17 protein-coding genes are annotated in these 17,440 nt (G+C 69.7%); 1 reads left to right on the top strand and 16 read right to left on the bottom strand.

Features of this window, described 5'->3' with window-relative positions; translation table 11 throughout:
* Positions 1-39 precede the first annotated feature (39 nt).
* The 11 genes from M8A51_RS08055 to M8A51_RS08005 all read right to left on the bottom strand — a co-directional run bounded on the left by M8A51_RS08055 (position 40) and on the right by M8A51_RS08005 (position 10,712).
* On the bottom strand, positions 40-999 hold the full coding sequence (locus M8A51_RS08055) for a glycosyltransferase family 4 protein (RefSeq protein ID WP_251777693.1): 960 nt from the start codon (positions 997-999) through the stop codon (positions 40-42).
* Positions 989-2,035, bottom strand: coding sequence for a glycosyltransferase family 9 protein (locus M8A51_RS08050; RefSeq protein WP_251777692.1), 1,047 nt, complete (start codon positions 2,033-2,035; stop codon positions 989-991). The genes M8A51_RS08055 and M8A51_RS08050 overlap by 11 nt, the downstream gene beginning before the upstream one ends.
* A gap of 13 nt (positions 2,036-2,048) precedes the next feature.
* Positions 2,049-3,062, bottom strand: coding sequence for a radical SAM protein (locus M8A51_RS08045; RefSeq protein WP_251777691.1), 1,014 nt, complete (start codon positions 3,060-3,062; stop codon positions 2,049-2,051).
* A gap of 7 nt (positions 3,063-3,069) precedes the next feature.
* Positions 3,070-4,209 (bottom strand): glycosyltransferase family 2 protein, encoded by a 1,140-nt coding sequence (locus M8A51_RS08040; protein ID WP_251777690.1) that lies wholly within the window; start codon positions 4,207-4,209, stop codon positions 3,070-3,072.
* The gene (locus M8A51_RS08035) at positions 4,206-5,957 is read right to left on the bottom strand and encodes a carbamoyltransferase family protein (protein ID WP_251777689.1); all 1,752 of its coding nucleotides are present in this window, start codon (positions 5,955-5,957) and stop codon (positions 4,206-4,208) included. Before M8A51_RS08035 ends, M8A51_RS08040 begins: the two co-directional genes overlap by 4 nt.
* Positions 5,954-7,078, bottom strand: a complete 1,125-nt coding sequence (locus M8A51_RS08030; protein ID WP_251777688.1) for a glycosyltransferase family 9 protein — start codon at positions 7,076-7,078, stop codon at positions 5,954-5,956. Before M8A51_RS08030 ends, M8A51_RS08035 begins: the two co-directional genes overlap by 4 nt.
* Positions 7,079-7,085: 7 nt before the next feature.
* Complete coding sequence (locus tag M8A51_RS08025; RefSeq protein WP_251777687.1) at positions 7,086-7,721, bottom strand: D-glycero-alpha-D-manno-heptose-1,7-bisphosphate 7-phosphatase; 636 nt, start codon at positions 7,719-7,721, stop codon at positions 7,086-7,088.
* Positions 7,712-8,470 (bottom strand): SDR family oxidoreductase, encoded by a 759-nt coding sequence (locus M8A51_RS08020; protein WP_251777686.1) that lies wholly within the window; start codon positions 8,468-8,470, stop codon positions 7,712-7,714. The genes M8A51_RS08025 and M8A51_RS08020 overlap by 10 nt, the downstream gene beginning before the upstream one ends.
* 20 nt (positions 8,471-8,490) lie before the next feature.
* On the bottom strand, positions 8,491-9,795 hold the full coding sequence (locus M8A51_RS08015; RefSeq protein ID WP_251777685.1) for a glycosyltransferase family 4 protein: 1,305 nt from the start codon (positions 9,793-9,795) through the stop codon (positions 8,491-8,493).
* Between the two features lie 256 nt (positions 9,796-10,051).
* Entirely contained in the window at positions 10,052-10,300 is a 249-nt protein-coding gene (locus M8A51_RS08010) for a hypothetical protein (protein ID WP_251777684.1), read from the bottom strand.
* A 4-nt stretch (positions 10,301-10,304) separates the two neighbouring features.
* On the bottom strand, positions 10,305-10,712 hold the full coding sequence (locus tag M8A51_RS08005) for a PRC-barrel domain-containing protein (protein ID WP_251777683.1): 408 nt from the start codon (positions 10,710-10,712) through the stop codon (positions 10,305-10,307).
* Positions 10,713-11,186: 474 nt separating this feature from the next.
* On the opposite strand from M8A51_RS08005, the gene M8A51_RS08000 reads away from it, so the two are divergent.
* Positions 11,187-14,231: a hybrid sensor histidine kinase/response regulator gene (locus tag M8A51_RS08000; protein ID WP_251777682.1), complete on the top strand. Its 3,045-nt coding sequence runs from the start codon at positions 11,187-11,189 to the stop codon at positions 14,229-14,231.
* An 81-nt stretch (positions 14,232-14,312) separates the two neighbouring features.
* On the opposite strand, the gene M8A51_RS07995 is transcribed toward M8A51_RS08000, so the two are convergent.
* From M8A51_RS07995 to M8A51_RS07975, 5 genes are all read right to left on the bottom strand, one after another.
* The gene (locus M8A51_RS07995; protein WP_251777681.1) at positions 14,313-14,771 is read right to left on the bottom strand and encodes a hypothetical protein; all 459 of its coding nucleotides are present in this window, start codon (positions 14,769-14,771) and stop codon (positions 14,313-14,315) included.
* Positions 14,772-14,848: 77 nt separating this feature from the next.
* Positions 14,849-15,763 carry a lipocalin family protein gene (locus M8A51_RS07990; RefSeq protein WP_251777680.1) on the bottom strand — a complete coding sequence of 305 codons (915 nt, stop codon included), beginning with the start codon at positions 15,761-15,763 and terminating at the stop codon, positions 14,849-14,851.
* A gap of 11 nt (positions 15,764-15,774) precedes the next feature.
* On the bottom strand, positions 15,775-16,218 hold the full coding sequence (locus tag M8A51_RS07985) for a phage holin family protein (RefSeq protein ID WP_251777679.1): 444 nt from the start codon (positions 16,216-16,218) through the stop codon (positions 15,775-15,777).
* A gap of 14 nt (positions 16,219-16,232) precedes the next feature.
* Positions 16,233-16,583, bottom strand: coding sequence for a hypothetical protein (locus M8A51_RS07980; protein WP_251777678.1), 351 nt, complete (start codon positions 16,581-16,583; stop codon positions 16,233-16,235).
* A 202-nt stretch (positions 16,584-16,785) separates the two neighbouring features.
* Positions 16,786-17,055 (bottom strand): GlsB/YeaQ/YmgE family stress response membrane protein, encoded by a 270-nt coding sequence (locus tag M8A51_RS07975; RefSeq protein ID WP_251777968.1) that lies wholly within the window; start codon positions 17,053-17,055, stop codon positions 16,786-16,788.
* Between the last annotated feature and the right edge of the window lie 385 nt (positions 17,056-17,440).

Below are 17,440 nucleotides of genomic sequence, written 5' to 3'. Positions count from 1 at the left end.
CGCGCGTGCATCTCCGCCCCGCCGGCCCGCACGGCCCGCCTATCCCGCCACCGTGGCGAGCACCGCCACCCAATCTCTGACAAACCGCTCGATCCCGAATCGCTCGTGCGCCACTCGCTGGCCCTCTTTGCCCCATGCCTGTGCCAGCGAAGGCTGCGCGATCAGCTGCTGCATCGCGTCGACCAGCACCGGTACACGCGTGTCCACAAACCCGCTCCCGCCGTTGCGTATGACGGTGACCAGCTCCGTGGTGGCCAGCCCCACCACCGGCACCCCGGCCATCATCGCCTCGATGATGGACAGCCCCAGGCTCGTGTACCGGATCGGATTGAAGAAGAACCGGTATTGAGAAACCACCTCGGCCAGGCGGTGGTTCTCCACCTCTCCCAGGCCGCCGGCATCCGCCAGCTCGAGCGACCCCATGCCGACCAGGCTCAGCGGCACCGCTTCGCGCGCCTGCAGGTAAACGTCCAGCCCCAGGCGCCGGCCGCGCCGCTTCAGGTTGTTGACGACGACGATGCCCTCGGCCTTGTCGCCGCGGTAGCTTGCAGGCGCCATCGGCTTCACGCCGTGCTCGACCACGCACGTCGGCGTCACGCCGCTGTCCCACATCAACGCGTTGAAGTGCGTGCAATGCACCAGCATCACGCCGCGGTCCTGCACCCAGTGTTTCGTGTTGGTCGGGTGCTCCTGCGGCGGGTCGTGCTCGAGGTACACGCGCGGCAGCGACAACTGCGCGGGACTCAGCAGCTCGTGCTGCTCGCGCTCCCAGGCATCGCGCGACTGGAACAGGATCACGTCGAACGCCATGTCGCGGATCTGCTCGACGTGCGCCTCGAACACGTTGTCGCCCCACGGCAGCGTGCCGCTGCGGCCGGTGTGGTGCGGCGAGCGTTCGGTGTCGGTGACGAGGTAGAAGTCGTGCGGCACCTGGGTCAGGTAGTACAGGTAGTTGCCGTGCACGTGCCAGGTCAGGATCTTCAGGCGCCTAGGCGGCATGGATGTTCTCTCCGAGTGAATCGAGCGCCGCCTCGACGACGGCGTCGGTGGACACCCCCAGGGCGCATTCGTGCGCCGACGGGCACAGATCGTGCGCACAGGGCCGGCACGGCACGTCGTGCCACAGCACGCGGTGGCGCCGCGCATCCAGCGGGCGCCACCGGGCGACGTCGCCACCGGAGCTGACCACCACGCTGGGCGTCCGCAGCGCAGCGGCCACGTGCGAGATACCGGTGTCGTTGCAGACGACCAGTTGAGCGCCCTCCACCAGCGCACCGAGCTCGAACAGGCTGGTGCACCCCGCCAGGTTGACGGCCGGCACACGCATGCGGCTGCGCAGTTCACGCACCAATGCGCGTTCCGCCGCCGTGCCGGTCAGCACCACGGTGCAGCCCAGCCGACCCAGCACATCGGCCACCTGCGCGAACCGTTCCAGCGGCCAGCGTCGGGAGCGCAACTGCGAGCCGGCGTGCACGACGACGTAGCGGCATTCCGGGTCGAACCCATGCCGGCGCAGTGCGCGGCGGTCGGTGTCGTGCACGGGGAATTCGAGCGAGGTGCCGCACTGCGGCAGGCCGAGCGCGTCGGTCAGGGACAGCAGGCGTTCGATCTCGTGGCCCTGCGTGGGCCACGGAACGAAGCTGTCGGGATCGGGGCAGTAGGCGCCGGGTACGAAGTAGCCCGCCGTGCGCCGGCCGCCGAAGCACATGACAAGCGGGTTGGCGATGGCGCCGCTGCCATGCATCTGCAGCACCAGATCGAAGCGCTCGCGCTGCACCCGCTCGAAAAATCCGGGCAGCGCGCAGAGGTCGCACGGCCGCTCCGGCAGACCGGGATAACCGGGGAAGGCGATGAAGTCGTCCAGGCAGTCCAGGCGCTGCGCCAGCTCAGCCGCCCACGGCAGGCCGATCAGCGTGATGCGCGCCGACGGGTATGCGGCTTTCAACGCGCGCCACGCCGGCACGGCGCACAGCACGTCCCCGAGCACCAGCGCGCGAAACACCGCGATGCGCTGGACGCTTTCGCGCACCGGCATGACGGCGGCCCCTTCAGAACGCTCCGCGGTACAGCGCGCAGTGGCGGCACACCGCAGGGGGGACGGGGCTCTCGAGCTGCGCGCGGAAATGCTGCGCCGCCTCGCCGTGCCAACGCGCCAGCACGCCGTCGTCTTCCACGTTGCCGAAGTTCGCCCGGTCGGGCGTGCCGGCCATGCAGCACGGCAGCATGTCGCCGCCGGCAGTGAGATAGAGCTGCTCCCAGGGCCACATGCAGCGAGGCGGCTGCGGGTTGGGCGACAGGCGCGGCAGGTGCAGCGTGACGCCCAGGGCGGCGGCCAGACGCGAGGCATGCGCGAAAACGGCGCGCGCATGCACCAGATCGGCCGGCGCCAGCTCGGCCTGGCGCACGTGGTCGCGGATCGGGATGTAGCGCGCCGGCAGGTCGGCCTGTTCGAGGTCGCTCGACAGGCGCTGCACCTGCACCGTGTGCACGCCGGAGCGCTGCGCAAGGCGCAGCACCGGCGCGAGCTGGTCGAGCGTGCGGCGCATCAGGACCATCACGAGCCTCACCTCCGGGCCGGCGCCGTGGGCCCGGGCCCGTGCCGCCGACAGCCGGCTCAGGTTGCGCACGACCTTGTCGTAAGAGGCCTGCACGCGGATCGACTCGTACACGTCACGGTCGGCCGCATCGATCGATATCGACAGTGCGTGCAGGCCGCTGTCGACGCAGCGCTGCGCGCGTTCCGGGGTCAGCAGCGTCAGGTTGGTGTTGGCCGACACCTGGATGCCCCGTGCACTGGCCCATGCGACCATTTCGAAGAACTGCGGGTTGAGCAGCGGCTCGCCGAGCCCCTGCAGGTGCAGCTCCTCGAGTCCCGGCAACTGCTCGACCCAGTGCTGGAACCGCTCCAGCGTCAGGTGGCGCGGCGCATCGGCGCGGTGGTTGACGGTGCACATCGGGCACGCCAGGTTGCAGATGCCGGTCGGCTCGATCTGCGCAAAGCGCGGCAGCGATGGTTGCCGGCGCGCCGGCACCGGGTCGGCAACGGGCACACCGGTCGTCATAGGCACCTCAGAGGAACGGTACGCGAAAGCGCAAGGCCCCCGCGATGCGCCAGAACACCGAAAGGAACGGAATCGCGGCCGAAGTGACCAGCATCTCCGCCACATGCCGCGGGGCATGCGAGGTGCCGTTCAGCCGCTGCCAGGCGAAGGCGCCGATGAAGCCCATCGCCACCAACGCGAGCAGCATCGCCCAGCCCGACGATCCGCCGAGCGCGCAGACGAGTGCACCGACCGTGGATGCCACGATCACGTAGTAGCGCCATGGCGGCAGCCGGCGGATCACTTCGCGGTACTGCTCGGGGTGCTTCTTGTAGAGCAAGGCGTCGAAGTACATGTTGGCCTGCTGCTTGAGGCTCACGCCCCACGGCGCGTCCCGCACGGGGTGGACGACCACCGCCGCGGCGACATGCGCGACCGTGCCGAACCGTCGCATCAGCGCGAAGTACAGGTCGGCGTCTTCGCGCCAGGCCCGCTTGAAGCGCTCGTCGAAGCCGCCGACCGCCTCCAGTGCGTCGCGCCGCACGAAACAGTTCGCGGTGACGAACTCCGCTCGCTCGAGGCCCTGGGTGTTCTTCTCGTGGTCGGTCGGCACCGACGGGGTCGGCACGACGATGCGGCCCCAGACGGCCGCGCGGTCGATGCTCATCGCGAGCACACCGTAGCGCAGCCAGTCGGCGTCGGGAATGGTGTCGTCGTCGGTGAACGCGACCACCGGCGCCTGCGCAGCGCGCCAGCCGCGGTTGCGCGCTGCCGCCGGCCCGCGCGTGCCCTCGGGCCGCAGGTAACGCACCTCCGGGTTGCCGCGGGTCTGCTCGGCGACCCGCGCGACGACCTCCTCGGTGTCCTCGCTCTGCCCGTCGTCGACCACAATGATCTCGTACCACGTCGGGTCGAGGCGCTGCTCCACCAGCGCGTCGAGACAGCGTCGCAGCAACTCGGGTCGCTGGTAGGTCGGGATCACGACCGACACGCGCAGACCGACCCCCACCGCCTCGCGCGGCGCCCCTTCGTCATAGGTCAGTGCAGGCGCGGACACGGCGGGCTCGGCCTCGGGCCGCTCGTAGCGCTCACGCGCGGCGGGCGTCAGGAACTGGTCGAAGGCGATGCCGTCTGCCGCCTCCAGCGGTCCGCTGTGCGAGTAGTTCATGTTCTTTTCTCCAGCAGAAAGGACCCGATCACCAGCGCGTCCAGCGGCGTGCTGTAGAACGCATTGATGGCATCGCGCGGCGTGCACACCACCGGTTCGCCGCGCACGTTGAACGACGTGTTGACCAGCACCGGCACGCCGGTCAGCGCACCGAAGGCCTTCAGCAGGTCGTGGTAGGGGGGGTTGGTGTCGCGCCGCACGGTCTGCACGCGAGCCGTCCGGTCGGCATGGCACACGGCCGGGATGCGCGGCGCCTGCTCGGGCTTCACGCCGTAGACGAACAGCATGAAGGGTGCTTCGCCGCCGTTCGCATCCGCCGGGGTGAACCAGTCGGCGAAGTCGTCCTGCGCAACGACGGGCGCCACCGGCCGGAAATCCTCCCGATCCTTGAGTTCGTTCAGCCGGGCCTGCATCGACGGGTCGATCGGCGACGCCAGGATGGAGCGAGCGCCGAGCGCGCGCGGCCCATACTCCATGCGGCCCTGGAACCAGCCGATGATGCGGCCGTCGGCCAGCAGCCTGGCCGTCTCGCTCGGCACGTCGGCCAGGCGCCGGTACGGCAGCTTGGCCCAGCGCAGCAGCGCCTCGACGGTGTCGTCGGCGTAACCGGGACCCCAGTACGCGTGCTGCATCGTCCAGCGCCGCGGCGCCGGTGCGCCGAGGGAAGCACTGCGCTCTCGCCAGTCGGTCCACAGCGCGGCGCCGAGCGCCGTGCCGGCATCTCCCGCGGCCGGCTGCACCCAAACCTCGTCGAAGATGCCGGCGTCGCGCAGCTTCGCGTTCATCACGCAGTTCAGTGCAACGCCACCGGCCATCGCAAGCCGGCGTTCGCCGCTGCACTCGCGCAGCCACCCTGCCAGCTTCAACACGGTCTCTTCGAGTACGGCCTGCAATGACGCGGTCAGGTCGAAGTGATGCTGCTCCAGCGGCGCGCCGCGCTCCCGCGCAGGCCCGAACAAGGCCACCGGGTCGAAGGCGGCGATCTCGTAGCGGCCTTCGGCACCGATACGCACGATGTGGCGGAATGCGTCGAGCCAGCGCGGACGGCCCAGCGCGGCCAGCGCCATCACCTTGTATTCGTCGCTCGAATGCAGGAAGCCCAGGTGGCTGGTGATACGCTCGTACAGCATGCCCAGCGAATGCGGCATGGTCACCTCGCCGAGCGACTCGTAGCGGCCCTCGTGGAAGCGGCCATAGGTGGTGGTGGCATCCTCGCCGCGGCCGTCCAGCGTCATCACCGCACAGCGGTCGAACGGCGCGGCGAGAAAGGCACTGGCTTGGTGCGACACGTGATGGTCGACGAAATGCCAGCGGAACGGGCCGTCGTGCCGCACGCCGGCGAAGCGCTTCTTCAGGTGGTGCGGCGCGCCGTCGGCCAACTGGCGCGGCGCATTGACGATGTAGCTCGCAAACAGCGGGTCCCACGCGCTTTCCCAATCGCCTGCGTCTACGGCAGCCGAGGGCTGCATCGGCAGGCTCACGCGGTCACCCCGTATGCGGTCGCGGATGAAGCGCTGCGGGTCGTAGCTGTAGGCGACGTGATCGACCTCGGCCAGGTTCACACCGGCCTCGGCGAGGCAGTAGTCGATCGCGTGGTACGGCAGCTCCCAGGCGCTGAAAGGCACCGGGCGCTTGCCGTGCTTGATGTGGGTGAAACGTTCCTCCTCGGCGGCCGCGATCAGCTCGCCGTCGCGCACCAGCGCAGCGGCACTGTCGTGAAAAGCGGCGTTGATGCCCAGCGTGATCATGCGTAAACGGCCTCCGTCGATGGGGATCGGCCTGCTGCGTGCGTCTCGCGGCGCTCGGCCAGCAGTTCGGCGGCGGCCGCGACGACCGCCCGCGGCTCGACCTTGCTCAGGCAGTCGTGGTGCCCCTGCGGGCAGACGCTCTTCAGGCAGTTGCGGCACGGCACGTCATGGTTCAGCACGCGGTGCGCCACGCGCCACGGCGTGTGCTGCGGGTTGGTCAGTGCGTAGAGATCGACCACCGGGGTACCGAGCGCAGCGGCCAGATGCACCGGGCCGCTGTTGTTCGAGACCAGCAGTTGCGCACGCTCGAGCACCGCCGCGAACTCGCCGAGCGACAGCCGGCCTGCCAGGGATACCGAGCGCTGCCGCATCGCGGCCTGTGCCTCCTGCACCAGCGGTTCCTCGTCGCGCCCGCCGGTGAACAGCACGGTACAGCCGCTGTCGCGTGCGATGGCGTCGGCAGCGACGCCGAAGCGCTGCGCCGGGTAGCGCCGCGAGGCCGCCGTTGCGCCGGGGTGCACGACGATGAAGCGCTCGCCCGGCGCAATGCCGGCACGAGGCAACAGCGCCTGCACCGCAGCGCGGTCGGCCTCCTCGCAGTTGAAGCGCAGGCGGTCGTCGCGGGTGCGCAGGCCGACGCTGCCCACCAGCGCGAGCTGCCGCTGCACCTCATGCCGGATCCCCTGCCCCGGCTCCGGGTCGGGCACCCAGTGGGTCAGCAGGTCGTACGGGTTCTCGCGGCTGTGCGCCAGCCGCAGCGGGATACCGGCGAGGCGGCACAGCATGGCCGCCGGCAGCGCGCTTTGCGTGTAGACGGTGAAGATCACGGCGGCGTCGAAGTCGCGCCGCGCCAGACGTTCCACCATCTCGAGGTCGTCGTCGACCGCTCGGGGGGCACGGCCCTTGACCCACGGCGCGTCGTAGACGATGGTCTCGTCGATGTCGCTCAGATGCCGGGCCACCGCGCCGCCGCTGGACGAGCACAGCAGTGCGATATGCGCTTCGGGCAGGCTCTCGCGCACCGCGCCGAGCGCCGGTGTCGTCATCACGACGTCGCCGAGGTTGTCCAGCCGTACCGCCAGCACGCGGCGCACGTCGCGCCAACCTTCTGCAAGAGGCATGGCGGTCTCAGGCGATCGGCTGCACGGCGACGGTTTCGCGGCCATGCGCCGGCAAGGTCGTGCGACCGTCCGCTGCAACGATGTGGCGTGCGGCGCCGAGCAGGTCGGTCGCGGTGTGGTGCGGCGCGCGCAGCTCCGACGTGCGCCAGACCGTCTCGTTGCCGACGTCGAGCATCACGGTGCGGCAACCGGCTCGCCGCCCTGCCTCGATGTCGTCGAGGATGTCGCCGATCATCCACGAGCGCGACAGATCCAAACTCAGTTCGTCGGCAGCGCGGTGCAGCAGCCCCGGTGCCGGTTTGCGGCACGCACAAGCCGGGCGTGACGGGTCCAGGCTGGGTGCGTGGGTGCAGGCATAGAAGCCGTCGAGCGGAATGCCGTGCGCGGCCAGCCGCTCGGTCAGCGCCTCCTGCAGCCGCGTCAGCGCTGGCTCGTCGAACAGCCCCAGCCCGACGCCCGGCTGGTTGGTGATCATCACCAGCCGATAGCCGGCGTCGGCCAGCCGCTGCAGGCCCTCGACGGCAAACGGCGTGAAGCGCAGCCTGGCCGGATCGACGTTGTAGGGCACGTTCTCGACGACGGTGCCGTCCTTGTCGAGGAAGACTGCGGGCGCATGGCCCGCCTCGCTGTGATTCAGGGCCATGAAGTCTCCATCACCGGCAGCACCATCATTTCGGGGATCACCGAGTCACGCGGCATCGTCAGCAGGAAACGCACCGCCTGCGCCACGTTGGCGGGCTCCTGCAGCGTGCTCTGGTCGATGCCTTCGAAACGGTCGAGCAGGAAAGGTGTGCGCATGCCACCGGCCACGAGCGTCGAGACGCGCACCCGGTGCGGCCGCAGTTCTGCATGCAGCGCGTGAGACAGGCCCACCAGGCCCCACTTGCTGGCGTGGTAGGCGCTGGCGTTGGGCCACGCGCGCTTGGCCGCGGTGGAAGCGACGTTGACGATCTGGCCGCCTCGCCCGCCATCGCCCTGGCGCAGCGCGTCGAGCGCGCACTTGCTCATCACGAAGGGACCGCGCAGGTTGGTCGCGATCACGCGGTCCCATTCGTCGAACGACAGATCGTCGATCGACTTGGTCACGTCGGTGCCGGCGTTGTTGATCAGGATGTCGAGCGAGCCGAAATGGCCCACCGTCTTCACGACGGCTTCGCTCGCCGCCTTCGGGTCGGCGACGTCGAGTACCAGCGGCAAGGCATGGCCGCCGGATGCGTCGATCTCGCCGGCCATCTTGTCGGCCGCCGCCCCCTTCAGGTCGGCGACGACCACGCGCACGCCGGACGCGGCGAGCGTGCGCGCGATCGCAGCACCCAGCCCCTGGCCGGCACCGGTGACCAAGGCCACCTGGTTCTCCAGCGAGGTCATCTCGGGAGCTTGGGGTGTCGTCATGCAGGTCTCTCCTTGTGATTTCAGGTTGTTGCGGTCTGGATGGCCGTGAGCCGCATCGCCGGCCGGCGTCGCATCGGCACGACGGTGGCCGAAGGCGCCGGCATCGTCACGCCGTGCAGCGCCGCGAGCGCTGCCGCGATCTGCGTCGCGACCCGGTCCCAGGTGAACATCGAGCGTGCACGCCGGATGCCGGCGCGCCCCAGGGCACGCGCGAGCGCCGGATTGGCCTGCAGCGCGGCCAGCCGTTCGGCCAGCGCCTGGGGGTCGTGCGGCGGCACCAGGTAGCCGGTGACGCCCTGCATCACCGTGTACTGGATGCCGCCGACCTCGCTGCCCACCACCGGTGCGCCGCAGGCCATCGCCTCCAGCGGCGTGATGCCGAACGGCTCGTACCACGGGGTGGTGACGAACACGTCGGCGGCACAGTAGTAGCGGCGCAGTTCGTGGCGTTGCCGACGGCCGGTGAAAGTGATGCGCGGCTCGACGCCGACGTCGCGCGCGACACCGCGCAGTCGGCCGATCTCGGGGGTGACGCGCTCGTCCGGCTCGTCCGATTCGCCGCCGACAACCAGCAGCCGTGCCGGCAGGTCGCGCGGCAGGTGGGCCATCGCGCGGATCACGTTGTCGATGCCCTTGCGCGGCACCAGGCGACCCAGCTGCAGCACGACAAATTCGTCCGGGTCGAGCCCCAGCTCGCGCCGCGCCGCGAGCCGGTCCATCGGGGCGAACTCGTCGGGGTCGAAGCCGCAGGGCACCATCACGGTCTTGCCGGGGTCGGCACCATACAGCCGGATCAGGTCGGTGCGATCCTGCGGGCATTCGGCGATGATGCAGTCGGCCTCTTCGACCAGCGTGCGCTCGATGTCGATGCGTTCGTCCGGGAACGCGTCGGCCGAGCGCTGGTGCTCGCGGCGCACCAGGCCGAGTGCATGGAAGGTGATCGCGAACGGCAGCCCGAGGGTCTGCTTCAGGTGCAACGCCACCCAGCCGGACATGAAGAAGTTCGCGTGCACGACGTCGTAACCGCCGACGTTGCGGCACAGCACCTCGCAGGCATGCGCGAACTCCGGCATGTGCTGCAGCAGTTGCTCCTTCGGCACGAAACGCGCGGGGCCGGCGTCGATGTGTATCACGCGCAGACCCGGGCGCAGATAGACGACGGTCGGCAGTTTCGTGTCGTCACGCCGTGTGAAGACATCGACCTCGTGGCCCGCATGCGCCAGGCACTGGGCGACGTGCATCACGTAGATGTTCTGCCCGCCCGCGTCGATGCCCCCCAAGGTTGCGAGCGGCGAGGCGTGCTCGCTGATCAGGGCAATCTTCATCGGGGACCTCCGTGGGCTGCGACTCATGGTGATGCGGGTGTCGAAGTGGTGACCGGTTTCTGGCAATCGGCGTGCCGCACCCCCCTTCGATCGAGGGCTGGACTTCAAGCGTTTTGCATGTAAGTTCCGCGGCCGCCGGGCGGTAAATCTTCCAGAAGCCCCCCTGCGCCGACGCGCCGCACGCGTCCGGACAAACAAGGCGGCCGCACCCCTGGTGGCAGGAATGCGGCCGCGACGGCCTTGCAGCCGGCAGGACTCAGAACGACGACGGCGCGCCGTTGCCGGTCAGCGGCGAACGCGACGTGGTCGGCGACGCGGTACCGATACCGGGGTTGCGGCCAGCGCCCGGCGTCGACAGGTCAGACGACGCCTCGTTGCTCCAGCGGTCGAGGTATTCCGGGCCCACCGCCGAGCGGCGTACGCGCTGGCGAGCCCGGTAGGCCGCGATGCTGGCACCGGCCAGCAGGCCGGCGCCCAATGCCATCCACAAGCTCCTGTTGCTCATGGCTTCACTCCCAGTACGGGCGGGTCTTGTAGTGCTGATGCACGCTCTGGTGCCAGCCCATGTCGGCGTCGCTCGGCCAGTGGTCCTTGTCGAACCCCGGCGCGTTCTCGAACATCGACTTGTCGGCGTCGAGCACGAAGCATTTGCGCTCGGTGTCGAGCGTCAGCGCGCTCCACGGGACGGCGAACAGCTTGTCGCCCATGCCGAGAAAACCGCCCGACGACATCACCGCATAGGCAATGCGCCCGCGCGGCACGTCGAGCATGATGTCGGTGACCTTGCCGAGGGTGTCTCCCTGGCGGTTCACGACCTTGTCGCCATCCAGCGTGTCAGCCGTCATCAGCCGGGGACCGGGACCGCTGGCGTTGATGTCGATGCGGGCGCCTTCGCCCGGAGAGATGTTCGCCATCATTGACTCCTTTCAGTTGACTTCAATGAGATAGAACTGGCGGCAGCGCGCGACCGTGAAGGTCACGCACCGCTGGCCAGCCGTCGGGCGCGAACCTGTTCCGAGGGCCATCGCCGCGCAGCGAGGCGGGCTGCGCGACCGGCTCCTGCGCCCGCCCTGCCGCCGCGTGCGCAGGCGAGTTGCGCATGGCGATCATGATTGCGATCGCCGCCATCCACAGCAGAAGAAAACGCAAGCCCATCGGCACACTCGCAAAGAAAAGGTTGCTATCGGGTACACGGCAAGCCCCATGCCCATACGGCCCCGATTCGTGCCGATGCGCGCAGGCCTGTGGAAAGGCCGGCGGGATGCCAGAGTCTGTATGCAACGGTTACATCCGAAGTGCCGTGCGGCGGCAGACTCGATGCCGGCGGAGCTTGATGCGGCAGGCACCGCCGCTACGTTCATCAGCCGCCGATCCGACTCCGTCCGAACTTCATGTCCGACCCGACCCGCAGCCGCCTGGGGCTTGCCAGCCGTCTTCGCAGCCTGTCGCCGCACCCGCGCGGCTGGCTGAAATGGCCGGCCTCGTCGCTGCGCGCCTATTTCGTGATCGTGATCCTCGTGGCGACCGTGCCGCAGGCGGCTTTCGTCTCCTACCTGATCTACCAGGAGACCCTGGCTGCGCGCACGCAGATCGAAGACGGGCTGCGCCGCACCGCCAGCACCTTCGCGCTGGCCGTCGAACGCGAAATCGTCTCGTCGATCGACGCGCTGGCCATCCTGGCGCAGCTCGACTCGCTGCAGACCGGTAACGTGCAGCGCTTCTATCGCACGCTGACGCAGCGGCCGACCATGCGCAACACATGGCGCAGCGCCTATCTCGTGGCCGACGACGGCCAGATGCTCTTCTCGACCGATCGACCGTTCGGCTCGTCGCTCGGCAACGTCGACGGCGCCCCCGAGTTCGAACGTATCAAGCGCACCCAGCGCCCGGTCGTCACCGATCTGGTGCTCGGGCACGACACCGGTGAACTCGTCACCGGCATCCAGGTGCCGGTGGTGGTCAAGGGCGAGTTGAAGTACGTGCTGGGCGCCCGCATCACGACCGCGGAGTGGCAGGCGTTGATGGGCCAGGCCAGCGTGCCCAAGGGCGGCTTCCTGTCGCTGTTCGACGCGAACTCGCGCATCATCGCGCACAGCCTCAACGCCGAGGCCTCGGCCGACGCGCTGGTCCCTTCGACACCGGGTGCCGATGGCGGCCCGTTGCACGACGCGGCGATGGTCGGCAGCACCACCTATGCGGCCTGGCACAAGGTGCCGCCGGCCGGCTGGGGCGTCGGAGTCGGCATTGCCGCCGAACCCCTGAACCGCGCCCAGCTGTCGGCCGTGGCGGCGGCGATGGGTGCCGGCTTGCTCTCGCTGTCGCTGGGGCTGCTGCTGGCCCTGGTGGTTGCCCGCCAGGTGACCGACCCGCTGCTGCTGCTGGCCAAGGACGGCCCCAAGTCGACACGCCGCCCGATCGTCGTGCGCGAGATCGCCGCGTTGCGCGACGCCCTCGTCTCGGCCGCCGACCAGCGCGAGGTGGTGCGTGCACGGCTGCAGGCCAAGGCAGACGAATTCGAAACGCTGTTCACCACCAGCCCGATCGGCTTGGCGATCGCCCAGGACCCGGAATGCCGCGTTTTGCTGATGAACCCGGCGCTCGCCGCCATGCTGGATGCCACTGCCGGGCGCAACGACATGGCGCGGCCGGCGCCGCCGGCCGGGGACTCGCCGCGGGTGTTCCGGCGCGGGCGCGAATTGCCGGTCGAGCAGTTGCCGATCCAGCAGGCCTGCCGCGAGGCGGTGGAGCTGCGCGACGTCGAACTCGACGTCGTGCATGCCGATGGCCGCACCATCAACGCGCTCGCCTACGCGGTGCCGCTGCTCGACGCCCAGGGCCGGCCGCGCGGCGCCATCGCCGCCTTTGCAGACATCACCGAGCGCAAGCGCGCCGAGGAACGGCTGATCGCGGCCGAACGGCAGTTGCGCGAAAGCCAGAACCTGGTCGAGCTGGCGCAGGAGGCCGGCCACGTCGGCTTCTTCGACTACCACTTTGCCGAAGACATGGCCATCTGGACCTCGGGCCTCGCCAAGCTGTTCGGTGTGCGACTCGATGAGATCGACCCGCGCTGGCAAGGCTGGGCCCGCCGGGTGGTCCCGGAAGACGCGCAGGCCGTGCGCGAGGCGGTCGATGCCGCCATCGCGCAGCACGCCGCGCAGACGATCTTCGAGTTCCGCGCCATACGGGCCGACGGGCAGATCCGCTGGCTCGCCAGCCGGGTGCTGCTGTCGTACGACGAGCAGCGCAGCGCGACGCGCATGATCGGTGTTGCCGTCGACGTGACCGACCAGAAGCTCGCCGAGCAGGCTCGCGCCGAACTGATCGCGCGCGAGCAGGCGGCCCGGCGCGATGCCGAGAACGCCAACCGCGCCAAGGACGAGTTCCTGGCCATGCTCGGCCACGAGCTGCGCAACCCGCTGGGAGCGATTGCAGCCGCCGTCGAGGTGCTGAACCGCGTCGGTGCGCAGAACGACACCGCGCAGAGCGCACGGCGCATCATCGGACGCCAGACCAGCCACCTGGCACGGCTGATGAACGACCTGCTCGACATGGCACGCGCGACCGCCGGCAAGATCACCCTGGCTCGCCAGGGCATGAACCTGGCGCAGCTGGTGCAGCGCCCGCTCGGCGCCCTCGACGTGTCCGGGGCGCTGAAGCAGCACACTGTCACGGTGGACCTGCAGGAAGTGTGGGTCGAGGTCGACGCGATGCGCATCGAACAGGTCGTGACCAACCTGCTGACCAACGCGGCGAAATACACGCCGGCGGGCGGCACGATCGCCGTACGCGTCGGGGTCGACGGCGACGAGGCGGTGCTGGAAGTGCGGGATACCGGCGTCGGCATTCCGCCGACCCTGCTGCCGCGCGTGTTCGACCTGTTCGTGCAGGGCGAACGCACGCTCGACCGCCGCCAGGGCGGTCTCGGCATCGGGCTGACGCTGGTGCGGCGGCTGGTCGAGCTGCACGGCGGCAGAGTGCAGGCGCAAAGCCCGGGGCCGAACCTCGGCAGCACCTTCACGGTGAGACTGAAGCGCGCCGCGCCCCCGTCCATGGCGCCGAACGCCACGGGTGCCGCCAGCACCGCCGCCAAGCACGTGGTCGTGGTGGAAGACAACGAGGACGCGCTCGCCGCGATCGAAAAGCTGCTGACATTGGCGGGGCATCGCGTCACGATCGCCAGCGACGGCGCAACCGGCCTGCAGAGGGTGATGGACGCATCACCCGATCTCGCATTGATTGACATCGGTCTGCCCGGTCTCAACGGCTACGAGGTGGCGCAGCGCCTGCGTGCTGCAGGTCGCAGCACGCGGCTGGTGGCGCTGTCAGGCTACGGGCAGCCGCAGGACATCGAACGGGCGCTGGCCGCCGGCTTCGATGCCCACATGGTGAAGCCGGTCGACGTCATGCAGTTGCAGGGCTTCCTGGCGCAGACCTGAGCCGTGCGGGCGCCGTGGCGAGATCGCCGAGCTGCGTCCGCGTGCAAGCGGCAACGGCCCGTGCAGCAGCCTGCATCGAACTCAGGGACGCCGATCCGCTGCGTCGTCCGGATCCTCGGCGGAGCCCTCGTCCTCGTCGACGACGAGGTTCTCCCCGGAGATGCCGTCGAACTCTTCTTCCGACATCGCTTCGAGTTGCGTCGCGTCGAGCGGGTCGAGTCTCTCGACGCGATCGGGCGAGATGTCGCCCGCCTCCTCGAAGCCGGCGTCCCGGTCGGCCAGCGCGCGCTCGCCGGTGCCGGTCGAATCGCTCTGCGCGTCGAGCTCCGGGTCGCCATAGTCCGCGCCGGCCCCCAGGCTGCGGTCGATGTCCGACGTGGTGCCTTCATCCAGTCCCTGGGCCTGCGCATCGGCAAGGCCGGGGCCGCCCATGATGTCGCTGCCGCTGTCGGAGGTGTCGCTCGGACCGAGCAGGCCCGCGCGGCTGCCTTCGTCGCGTTGCGGCATCCGGCGGCCGCCCGCCACGCTACTTTGTGCCATGTCGATACTCCTTCACTGGCTTGAACATGTGTCCGTACCGTCCAGCAAGCGAGGTGCCACAGGGAGCGCGGCGCGAGTCAATGGTAGGTCGCCGAGGCGTCCTCACCGCGAGATGCGGTGGCTACCGACGCCACCGGCCGGGCCAGGGCCGCCTCACCGGTGGTGTGAGCCGTGCGCATCAGCTTTTCGACCGGATAGCCTTCCCGGCGGGCCCGGTCGACCAAGGCGGCATACACGTCCTCGTCGATGCCTTGCACGCGCGACAGCACCCATAGCTCGTCGCGGTCGGGCGTGCCGACCAGCGCGGTGGTGTAGTCGTTGTCGACTTCCAGCACCCAATAGTCAGCCCACGCCCCAGGCCACCAGTGCAGCCATTTGGGGGCAAAGCAGACTTCCAGCCGCCCCGGCGACATCTCGTCTGCAATGCGGGCCAGGCCCTCGACTTCCTGCACCTCGCCGTCGCCGCGCACGCAACGGTTCACCACGCGCAAGCCGCCCTCGGGCAACCGCTCGTACAGCGCGTGCACGTCGCTGGCGCACTGGCTCTCGTGCCGGGTCGGCAGGCGGGCCACCTCGTACCACAGCCCGGCATAGCGGGCCAGGTCGACCGGCGCCACGGCCAGCCCCGCCGGTTCCGTGTGTGGAAACGGCAGGCCCAGCCGTGCCAGAAAGGAAGACCCCTTGCGACCGATCAGCGGCGTCACGAGGGATGCGGCCAGCGGCAGCAGCGCCGGCGTCAGCAGCGGGCGCAGCCAGCCGTAGCTGCGGCCGCCACCGTGGGCCGCCGCACGCCGGCGCTTGCGCCCGAGCCGGCGCAGCAGCAGCCCGCTGACCAGCGTGGTCGCCCCGCCGATCAGCACCGTGCGCAGCCGCTGCCCGCCCGCGACGCGCAGCTGCCGGCAACTCGCCAACGTGCGCGCGTCCTGGCGCTGCACGCGGGCCTCGGCCTCGCGGATGCGCTGCTCGATCTGGGTCAGCATCGAATTCAGCATGGTGCTCTCTTTCAGGACACGTGGGACCGCTGCGTGATCGACTGCAGCTGCCGGACGGTGGCAGGGAAGCCCAGCCGGGGCACGAGGCCGCGCATCGACCAGGCCAGGGCAGCAGCGGCAACGAGATTCAGCACGATCAGGACGGCCACCGCGACCGACCAGTGCATGCCCCCGTGCAGCACCAGCCAGGCGCCGATGCCGCCCACCAGCGCCAGCCAGGCGGTCACAGCAAGCACGGCCGCCATCACCGCATAGAGCACCAGCTGCACCAGCGTCAGGCCGGTGCGCTGGGTCTCCAGCGAGAAAAGTTGGGCGCGCTCCTGCAGGCTGGCGCGGAACTCGCTCCACGCCGAATTCGCCGCTTCCGAGAGCGACTCCGATGGCGTACCGGCGGATGCGGCTGCCGCCGCGGCGGCAACCGTCTCGCTCGCGGCAGCGGCGGGTTCGGCGGGCATGGTCGCGGCCATGATCAGCGGTTCGACGAGGTCATCTTGGCGATCAGCATGCCGGCGGCGGCGGCGATCGCCAGCGCGGTGAACGGATGCTCGCGCACGTAGCCGCGGGCCGATTCCAGCCACTGCTCCTCCATCGCGCCGAACTGGTCGGCCTTGGCATGCAGCTGCTCCTTGTAGCTGCTGGCGCTGCCGCGCACCTTCTCCATCGCCGGGCCGGCCTTCGCAGCCACGCGATCGATCGCCTCGTGCGCGCTCTGGGCCACGCGGTCGACGACGTTGGCGCTCGAACCGAGGCCGTTGCTGGAAGCGGTCGTGGTGCCTGTGCCGCTCATGGTTCCGGTGGTCGTTCCAGGCTGGTTTTCCATGATGGTGGGACTCCTGTTGTGCGGTTGCCCCGTGCCCGAAGGCTGGAAAGGGACAAGACCCGCTGGGTTAGTAGGAATTGCAGAGTGATTTGCACCGGGCCCCGTGCTTCATGAGCGAGGCAGCGCGCGGCTTCCATGCCGGGACACCGGCAACCGCGCACGCCCCGCCCTGACGTATCGCTCGGAGCTGTTCACGGCACGTCTACCGTACGCTGCCGCGCCGCAGCAGGTTGACGATGGCAAGCAGCACGATAGCGCCCACCAGCGACACCAGCAAGGCGCCGATGCTGAAAGCGTCCTCGTTGATGCTGGGGACCCCGACCAGCGGCGAGATCAGCCAGCCCCCCAGCGCGGCGCCGACGATGCCGACCACGACGTTGAGGATGACGCCCTGCTGGGCGTCGGTACGCATGATCATGCTGGCGATCCAGCCGACCACGCCGCCAACGACTAACCAAACGATGAAGTTGATCACGGGCATGCTCCTGTCAAGTTGGTGGGACAAATACGCGTGTGCAGCACTCTTGCGCCCGGCTCGCGCCGGCGGCACTGCTCACGACGGGTATCCAGCAACCGGCGTGCCGTTCGACGTCGTCGCGGGGTGCGAGCGGCCGCCGTGCACACTGGAATTCAGGATTTGCAGCACACCGCATGACCGTCCGCCGGGCTGGCCGACACCCCTCGAGTCCTGGCCGCACGCCAGGCTGCGGCCCGGCGCGTCGCTGGGCACGCAGCTTGCGTCTCGACAGCAAGCCCCCTCCAGGAGAAGTCTTCCATGTCCACGCCCAGCCGCCATGAAGATCCGCGCTCGCCGCCCGGCCGGTCGAGCGCTCTCGATCTCGTTGTCGGCGCCGCAG

The sequence above is a fragment of the Caldimonas mangrovi genome (assembly GCF_023721835.1).
Lineage (GTDB): Bacteria > Pseudomonadota > Gammaproteobacteria > Burkholderiales > Burkholderiaceae_C > Caldimonas > Caldimonas mangrovi.
Note: the sequence above shows the minus strand (reverse complement) of the source record. Positions and strands in the feature narration are given on the sequence as shown.